The sequence below is a fragment of the Corallococcus sp. CA049B genome (assembly GCF_003611685.1).
Taxonomy (GTDB): domain Bacteria; phylum Myxococcota; class Myxococcia; order Myxococcales; family Myxococcaceae; genus Corallococcus; species Corallococcus coralloides.
The window spans coordinates 1-14,900 of the sequence record NZ_RAWC01000224.1; the positions used below are offsets into that span (position 1 = coordinate 1).

10 protein-coding genes are annotated in these 14,900 nt (G+C 70.0%); 6 read left to right on the plus strand and 4 right to left on the minus strand.

Going from position 1 to position 14,900, the window contains the following annotated elements:
- Window positions 1-1,377: vitamin K epoxide reductase family protein (locus D7W82_RS32540; RefSeq protein ID WP_233588071.1), on the plus strand; the 1,377-nt coding region annotated here is incomplete at its 5' end.
- A 24-nt stretch (window positions 1,378-1,401) separates the two neighbouring features.
- Entirely contained in the window at window positions 1,402-1,779 is a 378-nt protein-coding gene (locus D7W82_RS32545) for a translation initiation factor (RefSeq protein ID WP_120622039.1), read from the plus strand.
- A gap of 78 nt (window positions 1,780-1,857) precedes the next feature.
- Here the strand turns inward: D7W82_RS32545 and D7W82_RS32550 are convergent, their stop codons facing one another.
- Window positions 1,858-2,865 carry an isocitrate/isopropylmalate dehydrogenase family protein gene (locus D7W82_RS32550; protein ID WP_120622040.1) on the minus strand — a complete coding sequence of 336 codons (1,008 nt, stop codon included), beginning with the start codon at window positions 2,863-2,865 and terminating at the stop codon, window positions 1,858-1,860.
- A 399-nt stretch (window positions 2,866-3,264) separates the two neighbouring features.
- Between D7W82_RS32550 and D7W82_RS32555 the strand changes: the two genes are divergently transcribed.
- Window positions 3,265-5,448 (plus strand): hypothetical protein, encoded by a 2,184-nt coding sequence (locus D7W82_RS32555; RefSeq protein WP_120622041.1) that lies wholly within the window; start codon window positions 3,265-3,267, stop codon window positions 5,446-5,448.
- Between the two features lie 90 nt (window positions 5,449-5,538).
- Window positions 5,539-7,455 carry a HEAT repeat domain-containing protein gene (locus D7W82_RS32560; RefSeq protein ID WP_120622042.1) on the plus strand — a complete coding sequence of 639 codons (1,917 nt, stop codon included), beginning with the start codon at window positions 5,539-5,541 and terminating at the stop codon, window positions 7,453-7,455.
- Between the two features lie 2 nt (window positions 7,456-7,457).
- Here D7W82_RS32560 and D7W82_RS32565 read toward each other — a convergent pair whose 3' ends face one another.
- Window positions 7,458-8,243, minus strand: a complete 786-nt coding sequence (locus D7W82_RS32565) for a DUF2270 domain-containing protein (protein WP_120622043.1) — start codon at window positions 8,241-8,243, stop codon at window positions 7,458-7,460.
- A 174-nt stretch (window positions 8,244-8,417) separates the two neighbouring features.
- Here D7W82_RS32565 and D7W82_RS32570 point away from each other — a divergent pair, with 174 nt between their 5' ends.
- The gene (locus tag D7W82_RS32570; RefSeq protein ID WP_120622044.1) at window positions 8,418-10,451 is read left to right on the plus strand and encodes a response regulator; all 2,034 of its coding nucleotides are present in this window, start codon (window positions 8,418-8,420) and stop codon (window positions 10,449-10,451) included.
- Between the two features lie 32 nt (window positions 10,452-10,483).
- Here D7W82_RS32570 and D7W82_RS32575 read toward each other — a convergent pair whose 3' ends face one another.
- Together D7W82_RS32575 and D7W82_RS32580 are read right to left on the minus strand one after the other, a co-directional pair.
- Window positions 10,484-11,425 (minus strand): nucleotidyltransferase, encoded by a 942-nt coding sequence (locus D7W82_RS32575; protein WP_120622045.1) that lies wholly within the window; start codon window positions 11,423-11,425, stop codon window positions 10,484-10,486.
- A 19-nt stretch (window positions 11,426-11,444) separates the two neighbouring features.
- Window positions 11,445-13,247 carry an SAVED domain-containing protein gene (locus D7W82_RS32580; protein WP_120622046.1) on the minus strand — a complete coding sequence of 601 codons (1,803 nt, stop codon included), beginning with the start codon at window positions 13,245-13,247 and terminating at the stop codon, window positions 11,445-11,447.
- Between the two features lie 144 nt (window positions 13,248-13,391).
- Here D7W82_RS32580 and D7W82_RS32585 point away from each other — a divergent pair, with 144 nt between their 5' ends.
- Window positions 13,392-14,648: a tetratricopeptide repeat protein gene (locus D7W82_RS32585; protein ID WP_120622047.1), complete on the plus strand. Its 1,257-nt coding sequence runs from the start codon at window positions 13,392-13,394 to the stop codon at window positions 14,646-14,648.
- Window positions 14,649-14,900: the final 252 nt, after the last annotated feature.

A 14,900-nucleotide genomic window follows, 5' to 3' on the forward strand; every position in this document is an offset into this window, starting at 1 on the left:
GTCCCCACCCGTGGCGCACTCGCGCTGCTGGTGCTGGGCCTCCTCACCAGTGCGCTCGCCGTCTATCAATGGATGGAGCTGCTCACGCTGCGCGCCGGTGGCGCCACCAGCTGCGGCATCAACGAGCACGTCAACTGCGAGACCGTCTGGAACTCGGACTTCGCCAGCCGCGTGCACGACACCCTGGGCATCCCCATCGCGGGCCTGGGGCTCGTGTGGGGCCTGTCCGCCGTGGGCCTCGCCGCGCTGTACCTCGCGTGGGCGAAGGCGGGCCGCTCGGTGCGTCCGGCGGCCAGCGGCCTGCGCCTGCTGGCGCTCGCGGGCGTCATCTCCGTCGCCGTCTTCGCCAGCGTCAGCGCGAGCGTGGGCGTGGTGTGCCCCACGTGTCTGGGCACCTACGTGCTGGTGCTCGCGTTCGCGGGCGTGGCGTGGCGCGGCCTGCCCGCTCCCTTGATGCCCCAGGCGGGCGAGTGGGGCGGCACGCTCCAGTGGACCGTGGGCATCTCCGCCGTCGCCTTCGTGGCCATGCTGATGCCCGGCCGGGCCACGCCGCACGCGCCGAAGGCCGGCGCCTTCCTGCCGCCGGTGGCCTCCACGCAGGCGCAGAACACGTCCGGCTCCAACCCGGGCATGCCGCCGCCCCCGCCCGCGCCGCCGACCACGCTGCCTGAGTTCATCGCCAGCCTGCCGCAGGACCAGAAGCAGTTCCTGTCGGACTCGCTGGCCATGTACCGGTCGGGCACGCCGAAGCTCGCGGCCTATCCGCCGCGCGCCCTCTACGGCCCGGCGGACGCGCCCGTGAAGGTGCTGGAGTGGACGGACAGCAAGTGCCCCCACTGCAAGTCGTTGGTGGAGGAGCTGGCCCTCATCAAGCAGCACGCCCCCAAGGGCATGCTGTCCGTGGAGGCGCGGCAGTTCCCGCTGGATGGCCAGTGCAACCCGGCCATCCCCAACCGCGGCCCTGACGCGCTCAGCGTGCGCTGCGCCGCGGCCCGGGCCACGGTGTGCCTGGAGGGCGCGAAGGACTTCTGGGCGCTGCGCGAGAAGCTCTTCGCCGCGCAGGCCTTCCTGGACACCGACAAGGTGATGGAGATCGCCAGCTCCGGCTCCGTGGCGCGCCCGCAGCTGGAGGCGTGCATGACGGCGCCGGAGACCATCGGGAAGCTGCGCCAGGACGTCGAGTACGCCATGCGCTTCAACATCCAGGGCACGCCGCTGGTGCTGGTGAACGGCCGTGAGGTGCCCCCGTCCGCGCCGCTCATCTACGCGCTGGTGCTGGCGAGCGGCAACCCCGACGCCCCCGCCTTCAGCGCCCTGCCGCCTCCGCGCGCGCGGGGCACCGGCGCCCCCGGCCACGAGGGCCACGCCCACCCGTAACGGGACAGGAGCGCGGAGGACGCCATGGGCAAGCGCGACAAGAAGGACGAGGCCCCGCCGCCGGGGCCCTTCAACAACCCCTTCGCCGCCCTGTCCGCGCAGCGGGAGGCGCTGCCCGTGGGGCCGCCGCCTCCCCCTCCCCGGGAGAAGCCCGAGCCGAAGGGGCCCGCGCGCGCCGTGGTGCGCATGGAGCGCAAGGGCCGGGGCGGTAAAGAGGTGACGGTGGTGGAGCAGCTGGGGCTGCCCGCCGCCCAGCTGGACACCTGGCTCAAGGCGCTCAAGAACGGCCTGGGCTGCGGTGGCGTGGTGGAGGAGGACGCGCTGGTGTTGCAGGGCGACCAGCGCGAACGGCTCCCCGCGCTCCTGGAAGCGCGGGGCGTCCGCAAGGTCACCGTCGGCTGAAAAGCACGAAGGGGGCGGAGGAGAAGTCCTCCCGCCCCCTTTGGCTTTTGGATGCGGTGAAGCGCCGCGCGCGGAGGACTACAGCGCGGCGATGATGGCGTCGGTGAACTCGCGCGTGGTGGCGCTGCCGCCCAGGTCGCCGGTGCGCACCTTGGACTCGCCGCCGTAGACCTTCTGGATGGCGTTGGCCATGCGCTGGGACGCCTCACGCAGGTCCAGCCACTCCAGCATCATGACGGCGGACATCATCAGCGCGGTGGGGTTCGCGATGCCCTTGCCCGCGATGTCCGGGGCGGTGCCGTGCACGGCCTCGAAGACGGCGGTGCGCTCGCCGATGTTGGCGCCCGGCACCATGCCCAGGCCGCCCACCAGGCCCGCGCACAGGTCGCTGACGATGTCGCCGTACAGGTTCTCCAGCACCATCACGTCGAAGCGGGTCGGGTCCTTCACCAGCTGCATGCAGAGGTTGTCGACGATGACCTCGTCGTAGGCGACCTCCGGGAACTCGCGGCTGACCTTGCGGCAGCAGTCCAGGAAGAGGCCGTCCGACAGCTTCATGATGTTCGCCTTGTGGATGGCGGACACCTTCTTGCGGCCGTTCTTCTTGGCGTACTCGAAGGCGAAGCGCGCGATGCGCGTGGACGCCTTCTCCGTGATGACCTTGATGGCCTCCACGACGCCCGGCACCACGATGTGCTCCAGGCCCGCGTAGAGGTCCTCGGTGTTCTCACGCACGACCACCAGGTCGACGTTGTCGTAGCGCGTCTTGACGTTGGGGACGCTCTTCACCGGGCGCAGGGACGAGTACAGGTCCAGCCGCTTGCGCAGGCCCACGTTCGCGGAGGGCAGGCCGCCGCCCACGACGGTGCCGGTGGGGCCCTTGAGCGCCACGCCGCTGCGCAGCACCGCCTCCACCGTCTCGTGGGGCAGGTTGGTGCCGAACTTGGCCACCACCTCCGTGCCCGCGTCCTTGAACTCGAACTCCAGGGGGACCTTGAGGGCTTCGAGGACGCGAATGGTGGCCGCCGAAACCTCGGGACCAATGCCGTCGCCGTTGATGACCGTCACAGTGCGCGTGTTCGCCATGGGCCCGGTTCACACCACAAATCCGGGAGGGCCGGAAGGGCGAAAGCAGCCGGGATTCACCCCTGGGCATGGGCCCCATCAGCCCGGGTGGTCCGTCCGGCCGCCCGGCGGGGGGCCGAGGGGGATCCGCCCGGCGCGTGACGACGGGGGCCGACCCCGGCGGAAGGCGCGTCCAACGCATGTGTCGAACGTGTATCGCGCTCCAGGTCCCAGGCGTCTGTCGTTGCCTTCCGGGCAACGGCGGTTCTTGCCGTTTGTGGTCTGTGTGTCCTCACGGCGCCGGGCGCTTCCTCGATGTTCCCTCTGGGGCGCGGGGTGGAGAGGCCCGGCACGCATCGTGCTCAATGGCAGCGGCGTCCGGGCCCTGCCGGCCCGTGCGTTCCCCGAGATGAGGCATTCATGAGTTCGCGCAGAACCCCCGTCCGGCTGCCGCGCCCCGTGCGCTGGGCCCTGCTGTCCACCGTGTCGCTGGCGGCGCCCCAGGCGCTGGCGGCCACCTGCCCCCAGCCCACGCTGACCGAGTGCTCCAACGTGGACTACCGCGCGTCCGAGTGCGGCCAGGAGAACGACGCCTACTGCCAGGGCCTGATGGAGTCCGAGTGGAAGGACCGCTACACGTCCGCGTCCAAGCGCACCGCGCTGCTGCCCGACAGCATGGGCGGCGGCGTGGAGACGGTGGCGGTGCAGCCCAACGCCGTCCTCGACACGCTCTTCTCCGGTTCGGACGAGTCCATCGTAGGCCAGGTGCAGCGCGGCCAGGTGCTGGCGCGCAAGGACTACAAGAACCTCACCAAGGTGGAGCAGGCGTACAACAAGCAGCGCCAGGAGTGGGACGCCAACGGCGTGCTGGAGCGCTCGTGCCAGGAGTTCGTGCACGAGAAGCACTATGACTACAGCCGCTTCGAGCAGGACGTGGGCCGCGTGGGCGACGACTTCCGCGCGCTGTTCACCGCGGCCTACGGCTCCAGGGGCATCGCGGAGCGCACGCTGTTCAGCAAGGACGGGGTGAAGCAGGCGCCCATCTGGGACGGCAAGACGCGCGTGGAGAAGAACGCGTACTTCCGCTTCGTGCCGGGGCCATACCCCAAGAACACCAAGGCCTATGAGTTCACCTCCGAGGCGGCCCGGAAGGCGAACAACGCCGAGGCCCGTCAGGCGGTGCTGCCCTCGGACGCGTGGCACCAGGTCATGAGCAAGGCGCTGAGCAAGGTCGCGGATGACGTGCTCAATGACTCGCAGCAGCGCCAGGAGGCCTTCTCCGCCCTGCTGGACCGGCGCAACGCCGCCTACGCCAGCTGGCAGCGCGAGTCGGAGATGCTGCGCAGCCGCGACTTCAGCACGGTGGAGCTGGACGAGAAGACCGCCGAGCAGCTGTACGGCCTGGACAAGGCCCTGGAGGCGTCGCTGGAGAAGGCGGACGCCGAGGGCTGCCTCGTCACGGACAAGACGACGGCGTGTGACTGGAGCCCCCGCCGCTACAAGGCGATGGTGGACGCGGTCATGGTGCCCCGCCGCGAGGCGGACCTGCGCCAGTGCCTCACCGTCACCGGCAACGACTTCGGCGCGGAGAGCTTCATCCGCAACGCGGACCGGCTGAAGATCAAGGGCCTGGACCAGAAGGACTACACGCTCAACCCGACGCTGGTGGCCGCGTACACCCGCCTCCTGGCGGAGTACCTGGCGCAGCAGGCGGCGAATCAGCAGCCGCCCACGAACCCGGTCACCATGACCAAGCGCCAGGGGCAGGACTTCTCCGCGGGCGGCTACGCGGGTGACAACAACTTCGGCGGTGGCTATTCGCTGCGCGCGGGCTGGGAGCTGTCCACGCCCGGCTCCGCGTTCAACGGCAACTGGTGTGACACCAACGCCGCCATCTTCAGCGAGCTGGGGATCTACGCGAACGTGTTCAGCCCGACGCGCAAGGAGGTCGCCTATCTCAAGGGCCGCGCGTCCACGCAGCCCTCCGCCATCCGGGTGGAGCTGAGCGCGCGCGTGCTGGGCAACCCCGTCTTCACGTTCGACCAGTCCTACCCGGCGCGCTTCACCTTCGTGGAGCGCAAGCCCTTCGTGGACAAGGACGCGGCCAAGGGCAGCGCCACCTTCATGGTGTGGTTCATCCCCGTGACGGTGAGCGGCGGCCTGTCCGTGGAGGTGGGCATCGTCGCGTCGATGGGCGGCGCCCTGGGCCGTGACTGCACGCGCAACCTCATCACGCTGGACCTGCTGGGCAACATCGGGCCCTACGCGTCCGCCAACGGCTTCGTGTCGCTGGCCATCGGCGTCCCGGGCTTCCAGATTGGTGTCCGCGGCACGCTGACCATCCTGCGCTTCGAGCTGCCGCTCCAGGGCAGCATCGGCGTCGCGCTGAGCTCGCCCACGCACCCGACGAACCCCAACACGCTGTTCCTGGGGCTGGGCACCCGCCTGAACTTCACGCTGCGCTCGCTGGACGGCCGGCTCTCCCTGTTCGCGGAGCTGGGCTTCCTGAAGGCGGAGTTCCCCATCGTGTCGTGGCCGGGCTTCGGCACCAGCGCGCAGCTCTTCAACGACCAGCATTACCTGCCGCTCGCGCAGCTCTACTGAGCCGCGCGCTCGCATGACCCCGGGGCCGCCTTCAACGGCCCCGGGGAGTGGTTCCCTACCTTCTTCGACTTTTCCTTGCGGGAGTGTTTCATGCGTCGCTCGACCCTCGTTCGTGGCGTGGCCGGCCTGGGTGCCCTGGTGTGCCTGGGAGCGTTGCCCTTCTGGCTGTCCGAGTCGTCTCCGTCCGCCGCGACGGTGGAGGCCGCCGAGTCCGTCCACCGGCTGCCGCTGTTCCGCTGGCGCGTGGGCGAGGCGCACACCTTCCACCTCGTCTGGGATGACCTGACGCGCGTGGCGCTGCCCATGCCGGCGCAGGACACGAAGGCCCAGGCGCTGGAGGGCGTGCTGCACCTGGATGGCGAGCTGATGCTCCAGGCGCTGGAGACGCGCGCGACGGGCACCCGGCTGCGCCTGACGCTGCGCCGGCTGGCGCGGCACGAAGCCACCCTCTCCGGACAGGCGCTGCTGCCCGACGCGGCGGCGCTCCAGGCCCACCTGCCGGACACGGCCAGCGCGTGGCTGGAGTTGGATGCGCGCGGCGCGCTCCAGGCGGTGCGCTTCTCCGAGGCGGAGCCCCCGCTGTTCCGCCAGTTCGCGCAGACGCTGGCGGCGGAGCTGTTCCCCTCCGAGCTGCGCGACGCGGCGTCCTGGACCGCCACGGAGTCCACGCAGACGGGCGACGTGGAGTCGGCGTTCGCCTTCGAGCCCGGGGACACCTCGCGGCTGACGCGCCGGAGGACGCGCTACCAGAGCCTGCGCGCGGCGGGCGCGGCGACGGTGGCGAAGCAGGAGCTGGGCTCGCTCACGACCTTCGACCGCGACGCGGAAGGTCGCCTCGTCGCCATCAGCCAGGACGAGGTGCTGGACGCGCTGGGCACGGACGGCCGCGTGCTCCTGTCCAAGCGGCTGCGCCTGCGGCTGACGTACCAGTCGCGGGAGATGCAGCCCCTGCCGCCGCTGGACGAGCAGAAGCTGGTGATTCGCACGCCGTCGCAGATCGCCTTCGAGCTGGATCCGGAGACGGCGGCGCTGCGCGGCCAGGCGGACGGGATGACGGTGGACGAGCTGCTGGAGACGCTGGAGGGCGCCAGCGGTCCGGAGGCCATCGCGGAGCTGGACGTGTTCGCGCGGCGGGCCATCGCGGCGCTGACGCTGGAGCCGAAGCGCTGCCAGGAACTGGCGCGCCTGTTCCTGAAGCCGGGAACGAAGCCCGGCATGCGCGAATTGATGCTGGACCTGCTGGTGGGCGCGGGCCACCCGCAGGCGCAGGCCACGCTGCGCACGCTGCTCTTGTCGACGGAGGCCCGGGAGCACGCGGGCGCGTACGTGATGATGGTGCAGCGCGCGGGGTTCCTGACGAAGCCGGAGCCGGAGACGGGCGTGATGATCAACGGCCTGCTGGAGCGCGCCCGGGCGGAGCACGACGTCCCGGTGGAGCGGGCCACGTCGTACGCGTTGGGGGTCTGGTCGTCGCACCTGAACCCGGACTCGGCGGAGGCGCGCGCCGCGGTGCGGACGCTGGAGACCGCCGTGGCCCAGGCCTCGGGGGACGAGGCGCGGGCGCACGCGCTGCGCGCGATGGGCGGCACGCGGGCGGAGCGGCTGATGGACGTGGTGCCGCCGCACCTGCGCGCGGAGTCCCCGGACGTGCGGGCCGCGGCGGCGGACGCGCTGCGCGCAGCGCCGCAGGAGCTGGCCACGCGGCTCTTGCTGGACGCGCTGGGGACGGAGAAGGACCGGGGCGTGCAGCGGGCGCTGCTGGACGCGCTGAACACGCGGCCGCTCGACGCCAGCGCGCTGGAGCAGCTGCGGGCCTGGGTGGTGGCCGGGGGGCTCGCGCCAGGCGAGGAGCCCGCGCTGCTGGCGGTCGCGGCCCAGCACCTGGAAGGGGGCACGCCCGTGTTCCAGATGCTCCAGGCGCTCGCGGTGCGACCGGACCTGCAGGCCCCCACGCGCGCCCGGGTGATGGCGCTGATGGCGCAGGTGGGCGCGCAGCTCGGCGGCTAGCGTCAGCGGTCGAACGGGGCCGGCGGTCTTGGCCCGCTGGCGCGCACGCCCGGGGGCCGCGGGCGCTTGCGGCGCTGGATGGCGTAGGGCCGGTAGAAGGCCTCCCACAGCGCCGCCCGGCGTCCGCGCGGCCGGGTGCGCAGCTCGCCCAGCGGCGCCCGGATGAAGAAGGACGCGCTGAAGAGGTACGCCGCCGCCACGGTGAGGAACAGCAGCGCGGCCATCACCACCGGCCCCGGAATCCAGGCCACGTGCGCCCGGTCCACGAAGTCCCCGAAGTCGCGCGGCGGACGCGGGTGGCTGTAGACCTTGAAGAACCAGGTCACCAACAGGACGATGAGGATGGGCCCGTATGCGCGGTTGAGCCGCGTCGCGATGGCGGACACCAGCGACAGCTGGATCTGCGGCCGGGACATCTCCACCGCCAGCTCCCGCAGCGCGTCTGGATCCACCGGCTCGCGCCGCAGCATCGGCGCCCACCAGCCGTCCTCCAGCAGGCGCACGCGGCGGTTCCACAGGTCGTAGTAGCGGTAGCGCCGCGCCTCGATGAGCAGGAAGGACACCACCATCCAGATGCCCACCAGGAACGTGACGTGCGAACTCTCCGGCGACGCGAAGCCGAAGGAGATGACCGCCGCCGTCGTGGTGAGCGCCCAGTTCGTCGTCGTGTCCAGCCGCGTGCGCCACGTGTCCGAGCGGCTGAGCTCGCCACGAAAGAGCTGCGCCATGGCCTGCTGAGAGACCTCTGGCTGCTCCAGGTCGTTCTTCCTGCGCTCCTTGATGCTCATCCGTGCCTGGGAAGGTGGGGACGATCGCTCGCCGCGGCCAGGGCAGCCGGGCAGGCGGGCGCTCGGGGCCCGTGATGGCTGTCTTCATGTGAAACGCCGGACATTGCCGCACCGCGAGAGGACGGGGGGCGGGTGGCTGGGCGCGGGGGGCGTGCGCATCGTGCGCCCTTGAGCGTGCCTTCCTCCCATGACGCCATCGCCGCGCTGTCGGGCCTGCTCTCGGACGAGGGCGAGCGCATCACGCGCCTGTGGTCCAAGCGCCTGCGCGCGGAGACGTACGAGGTGGAGGTCCCCGGCCGGGACCTGCGCGCACCGCTGCGCCATCTGCTGGATGAGCTCGCCCGGCTGCTCGAGGACAGGGGCGAGGACGCCGTGCGGCTGTGGCCGGAGGTGGTGCGTTCGCACGGGGCCTTCCGGTACGACCAGAACTTCGAGCCAGAGGACCTGACCCGCGAGTTCAAGTCGCTCCAGGAGGTGCTGCTCTACGTCTATTCGCGCCGCAACGGAGGCGTCATCCACGCGGACGTGGCGGAGCTGGTGTCTGAGCTGGTGTGGGAAGCGGACGCGTCCGCGCAGGCCTCCTACGCGCGCGTGCTCAAGACGGAGGAGGTGCGCTTCCGTGAGGCGGCGGTGATGGAGTCGGTGCTCAACCACGTGGAGGTGGGCATCCTGCTGGCGGAGACGGACGGCATGGTGTCCTTCGCCTCGCCGCCGGTGAGCCGCCTGATGGGGGTGCCCATGCGCGCGGTGGTGGGCGCGCGCGCCACGGGCTCCTTGGGCCCCGTGCTCACCCAGGTCAACGCGCGGCACCCCACCGGCGAGCCCTTCAAGGTGCAGGACATGCCCTTCCTGCGCGCGCTGCGCGAGAAGGCGCCGGTGCGCGGCGTGATGATGCAGGTGGAGCGCCCCGGCGGCGGGGACGCCACGCTGGAGATGAGCGCCACGCCGGTGTGGGAGGAGGACCAGGTCCTGGCGGGCGTCATCCAGACCTTCAGCGACCGCACCGAGGCCGCGGTGAAGACCAAGGCCCTGGAGAACGCGCACGACGAGGTGCGCCGGCTCCAGGGACAGCTGCTGCGGCGCACCCGGCAGCAGGCGCTGGGGCAGCTGGCGAGCGGCGCCGCGCACGCGCTCAACAACTTCCTCAACGTGCTGCGGCTGCGCATCACGCTGCTGCAACGCGAATACAAGCCCGAGCACGTCGACGCGCTGGACAAGACGGTGCGCAACATCGGCGAGCTGGTGGCGCGGCTGCAGGAGTTCAGCGTTCAGCGTACCGAGGAGCGCCTGGGCGACGTGCCGGTGGACCAGACGGTGCGCGAGGCGCTGGAGCTGGCCCGGGGCGAGTTGGAGCAGCGCGAGCACCCGGTGCACACGGAGCTGGACCTGGGCTTCCCTTGGGGGGTGAAGGCGGATGCGGGCTTCTTCCGCGAGCTCATCGTCAACCTGATGCTGTCCGCGCGCGACCGGATGGAGGGCGGCGGCACGCTGGTGGTCCGCTCCCGTCCCGCCGGGGAGGACTGGCTGGACCTGCGCATCGAGGATGCGGGACGGCCCTACGCGCAGGATGAACTGGCGGGCCTGTTCGACCCGCTGCGCCGGGACCCGGGGGCGCCGCAGTTCTCGCTGTTCCTGGCGGTGGCGCGCACGCAGGTGCAGCGTTGGGGCGGAGAGCTGACGGTGGAGAACCGGCGCGACGGCTCGGGCGCCAGCTTCATCGTGCGGCTGCCGCGCTTCAGCGAAGCGCCGGCGGGGGCTCCCGAGCCCACCGCGCAGCCGCCAGCGCAGCCGGTGGGGCGCATGCCGCGGATGCCCGGGCGCGCGCGCCGCGTGCTGGTGGTGGACGATGATTTGGACAACGCGCGGATGATGGCGGAGGTGCTGGGCGAGGAGGGCTACGAAGTGCAGGTGGCGCACAGCCCGGACGTGGCCCTGCGCATCTGGGAGAGGCACCCCTACGACGCCGCGCTGCTGGACGCGGTGATGCCGGAGATGACGGGCTGGGAGCTGGCGCGAGAGCTGCGGCAGCGCACGCCCCATGCGCTGCTGGCCATCGTCACCGGCATGGACGTGCGGGGACAGAACCGCGCGAGCCTGGCGCAGGTGGATGCCGTGTTCCGCAAGCCCATCGACGTGGGCGCCCTGGACGACTTCCTCTCCCAGCACCGGGGCGAAGAGGATCCTGCTGAACACGACACAACGCATTGAGAGGAGCGCCCTCCGGGCGTGGGCGCCCCACTTCAATCGACGGGAAAGTCGTTCCCGAATGCGTGTACGAGGGATGTCGCGGAATTTCTCTCTGCGGCGTATTTCAGCCAGGCCTCCAGTGTCTCAAGGCGACGGTAGAATTCATCCATCTGCTGGTGGGTCATCCGCGCCAGCACGTCATCGAAGGGCGCTTTCGGGAATTGGAGCGTGAGGCGGGGCCCGAACCGACGGGTCTCCGTGTTAAGGACCTGTCTGAAGTTGCGACGGATGGCATTAACGAGGTTGAGCGTCGCCGTGAGGTCGCTTTCTTCTGTTCCTGCCCAGGTGGACTTCTGGCTGGGCTGAAACCATGCGTAGGCTGCAACCGTCAGGCTGAGCCCTGTGGGAGCAGCCCTCCCCTCCGTCGGGAAGTGAAGGTCCTTCCACCGCTTCAGATAGCGGATAACCCGGCGGAACTGAGCTGCCTCATCGCCAGAGAACCGGTCGGCTACGGCCTGGATGAACCCCAGACGGTCGTCAGGCTGCCACTCGCGTTGGCCGTAGGCGGAGTTCTCCTCGCCACGCGCGAGATGGAGCTCCCGCGAGCTTGTCCGTGCCATGACCGCCAAGTCGACGTGATACACCGCCTCGCCCGCTTGTTGGTAATAGACGATAATGCAGGACTTTCGCCACTTTACCAAGTTGGTATGGGGTTTGACGGCATCATAGACCCAGCGCTTGACCTCGACAGGATCGTAAGCGCGGTGGTTGATGTCGAAGACAACGGCGACGTCGATGTCGTAGTCACCATTCAAGGGCTTGATGCCGGTGCCCATAGCGTAGCTGCCCTGGTTGAAGAACTCGAAGGACTTCGGCGCGTTCTCACGCAACCGCTTCAACACGCGGTCCCGCTTTTCGACAAGCTCCGCGTTCTCGCTGAATCGCTTCAATTGGATGGCTTCGTGGAACCGTCGGAAGCATGACTGCATCGACATGGTGACTCCGGGGGGGGCTTTAGCGGACCGTCTGTTCAAAGGCGGAACGGAGGATGGTCAGGACTCCCTTTCCGTCGTGCTCGCGGACGCGGGCCATCAGTTCGGTGAGCGAGAAGTCCGCGCGCGAGCCGTGCCGGAAGAGTTTGCCCTGGTGGTAGGTGGCCAGCTCGGGAACGTTCAGGTGGTCACGGTCGAGCGCGAAGAAGACGCGCTCACCGTGGGTGTGGACATTGGGACCGGCCAGCTCAATGACGGGACGGTTGAACAGCAAGCCGAGAACGAACTCGAGTGACGTCTCGCGTCCTGCTCCCACGCCCCGCTCCAGGAGGAGATACTGCCAGTACCAGATGAGGTAGCGATTGAGCCGTCGGATCTGGAATTCCGTCTGGCTGCGTTCACCATCGTCGAACGCCCACATCGTGTTCGTGGCGATGCGGACCAGGTTCATGAAGAAGGCCCGGACGTCCTCCGCCTCACGAGGATTTTGCAGGAGGGTCAGCGCGTATTCGTGAAGCATGGCCCACACATCCGCCTGGTAATCGATTTCCTCCAGCACCTTGGGGAAGCGCCCGATTTCGCGGCTTGACGATCCGGTCAACGTCTGGGGACCCCGATGGGCGAATTCGTGCAGGGTCAACAACCGCAAAGCACGCTGGCGTGACGGAGCGTCTTCCAGTCGGCGCGCCAGCCGGTCCAGCCAGGCATTATCCAATTGCCACGCCCCCTGCTCGGAGAAGGTGAAGCTGTCGGAGACCGACTGGAGGTCGAGGTCGACAGTCGCGTTGCGCAGGGGCGTATCTCTGAGCGTCGGGAGATGCATCCAATGAGGGGCAACGCCCGCGAGTCCTTTTTTCGCCCCCAGCACCTGCGCAAGCCACGAGGTGGTGGAGATCCTGGAGACCGTGAGCGTGAACCCCTTCATCCGCTCTAGGTCCGCCGCGAGCTGTGCCCGGTCCTCCTGGGCCCGGCGGAGGGCCTCGTCGGTGAGCGGAATGCGTTCCGGCGGAGGCGGCCGGTTGAGAAGAATGGCGGGCGCGTGAAACGCTCCCTGTTCCTGACTGCGGGTGTACTGGTAGGTCTGGATGGCTGGATGCATCGTCGGGCTGATTTGCGTTCCCAACAGGAACGCCATGCCAGGCTGGACGGATGCGAACAGGTGTACGCGCTGGACGCCTGGGAACATGTCGCCCAACACATCCAGAGCCTGCCGGAATGCTCCCGCCACCGCCTGCATCTCCTCCAGCGTGGAGAAGGCGTCCTCCGACGGTTGCTCCAGCGCGATGTCGATCTGCGCGATGGGGTTGGGCACCACCCTGAGCGTCATCTGGGGATCGACGACATGCGAGGTCGAGACCCGGATGATGGCCTCTCCAGGCGTCCGGTCCCGTTCGGAGGGAAGTCGCCCGGGGGCCAGTCGCGCAGCAGGCTTCCCAGGCTCGGAATGCCATCCCCAGGTCCGATGCACGTGATGGTGGGGAATGACCTCGACCTGCCGCCACGTGTGGACACATGCGCCAAGGTAGAGCGTCAGGGGGATGGCCGAAGAGCCCAGGTAGACCACCCGATAGCCGGGGTATTGCTTCAGCTGGGGCTCCAGCCGGGTCTTGAACAGCTGCTCTATCGTGCGGTGGGCCGTGCTCCAGTCCCGAGAACGGATGGCCTGCTGTGCGACCTCCGCCATGTCAATCTCCACCGAGACGCGCGGAAGGATCAGGGCACTGGGTGGCAGTGCCTGGACTGCCTCCTGAGGCGTAACGGGGTGCTGCTCCGGATGGAACAGCAGGAGAAGTCCAGCGGGGGGAGAGAGGGTCGGTTCGCTCATGAAATGGCTTCCTCATTCCTAAAGATGCGAGGCGCGGGAAAACCCATCACGGCGCCGTCGATTTTTTATCCCCCCGGGTGTCCGGTGTCGGACCTGGAGGCCTTGGGGCTGGGCGCTCCGGGGGTGGACCATTAGAGTCCGCGCGTGATTTCCCCGGTGGAACTGGAGCGCCTGCGCCGCAAGGTGGAGGCGGGTGAAGTGCTCAGCGGCGCGGAGCTGGAGGCGCTGCGTGACGAGGCCGCGCGCACGCCCGGACCCACGCTGCGCCTCACCGTGGCGCATGCGCTGGTCAACGCGGACGCGGAGCGCGAAGCCCTGCCGTTGATGCAGTCCCTGCGGCGTGACTTCCCCAAGGACCTCCAGGTGCGCCTGGGGCTCGCGCGAGCGCTGCTGGGATTGGAGCGGCACCGAGAGACGGAAGCGGAGCTGCGCGAAGCGCTGGCCCTGAGCCCTGGTGACCCGGAGGCCCTCAAGGTGCTGGCCGTGCTCGCGCTGCGGCAGGGCGAGGGTGCGCGCGCCCGCGCCTACGTGGCGGAGGCCGTGGAGCGGGACCCCTTCGACGCGGAGGCGAAGCTGCTGCGCGCGGAGCTGGAGGCCGCGGATCTGCCTCCGCTGCCCGCGCCCGAGGAGCAGGTGCTGCGGCCGGAGTTCACCGTCGCGCTCACCGCCGCATTGGGCCGCGCGGGCGTGGCCTTCCGGCGCCAGGGCCGCGACCTGCTGGTGAAGCTGGCCTCGGGGGGCGTGGGCCGCGTGGACGTGGGCTCGCTGTATGCCGCGTATCAGGAGGCACCGGGCACGCAGGGGCTCACCGCGCACGTGGAGGCGCTGGCGTCGAGGCTGGGCGGACTGTCCTCGGGAGTGGGGCCCACGGGGTTGACCCTGGAGGCGCTGCGCCCGGTGCTGCGGCCCCAGGGCTTCGTGGCGGGGACCCAGGGCGCGCTGTTCCGTCCGGGGCCTGCGGAGCTGGAGGTCTTCTACGTCCTGGAGGACGCGGAGTTCGTGCGCTACCTGCCGGCCTCCGCGCTGAAGGAAGCGGGGCTCACGCTCGAAGCGGTGGACGCGGCGGCGTGGCACAACCTGGAGCTGCGGCCCGCGGACGTGCGGCCCGTCGTCATCGACCAGGGCGAGGTGCGGCTGGCGGAGGCGTTCTCGGGCATCTGGGCGGTGGCGGGCGGCGACGGGTATGACGGCGCACGGCTGCTCACGAAGGCCCAGCGCCGCAGGCTGGAGGCTGCCACGGGCGGAGGCCCGCTGCGCGTGAGCCTGGGCCGGCGTGAGGTGGCGCTCCTGTGCCGGGACTCGGACGGTGAATCGGTGCGGCGGCTCGCCGCGCTGGGGCACGCGCCGGACGGCGTGCCCGGGTCGTTCGTCCTGGACGGGGATGCGCTGCGACCGGGCTGAAGAACCTGGTCGTGAAAGGGACGAAGGACCCGATGGCGGGACGATTCATCGTGGAACCGGATGACAGGGCGTGGCACGTGTCCGCCGGCCCGGGGCTGGGCCTGGTCGTGCCGCATGAAGGCCTCTGGCGGCAGCGGCCTTCCCTGCACTTTGAATCCTCCTGGATCCTGGGACTCCGGCTCATGAGTCAGGGACAGCCGCTTTTCTGGATGCGTGTCCACTTCAGGTGGTCCTGCTGCGGTGTCCTGAGAG

Bases quoted from the DNA above. Each gene is read 5' to 3' on its own strand.
- D7W82_RS32545 (WP_120622039.1), top strand. From the start codon at position 1,402: ATGGGCAAGCGCGACAAGAAGGACGAGGCCCCGCCGCCGGGGCCCTTC.
- D7W82_RS32550 (WP_120622040.1), bottom strand. From the start codon at position 2,865: ATGGCGAACACGCGCACTGTGACGGTCATCAACGGCGACGGCATTGGT.
- D7W82_RS32555 (WP_120622041.1), top strand. From the start codon at position 3,265: ATGAGTTCGCGCAGAACCCCCGTCCGGCTGCCGCGCCCCGTGCGCTGG.
- D7W82_RS32560 (WP_120622042.1), top strand. From the start codon at position 5,539: ATGCGTCGCTCGACCCTCGTTCGTGGCGTGGCCGGCCTGGGTGCCCTG.
- D7W82_RS32565 (WP_120622043.1), bottom strand. From the start codon at position 8,243: ATGAGCATCAAGGAGCGCAGGAAGAACGACCTGGAGCAGCCAGAGGTC.
- D7W82_RS32575 (WP_120622045.1), bottom strand. From the start codon at position 11,425: ATGTCGATGCAGTCATGCTTCCGACGGTTCCACGAAGCCATCCAATTG.
- D7W82_RS32580 (WP_120622046.1), bottom strand. From the start codon at position 13,247: ATGAGCGAACCGACCCTCTCTCCCCCCGCTGGACTTCTCCTGCTGTTC.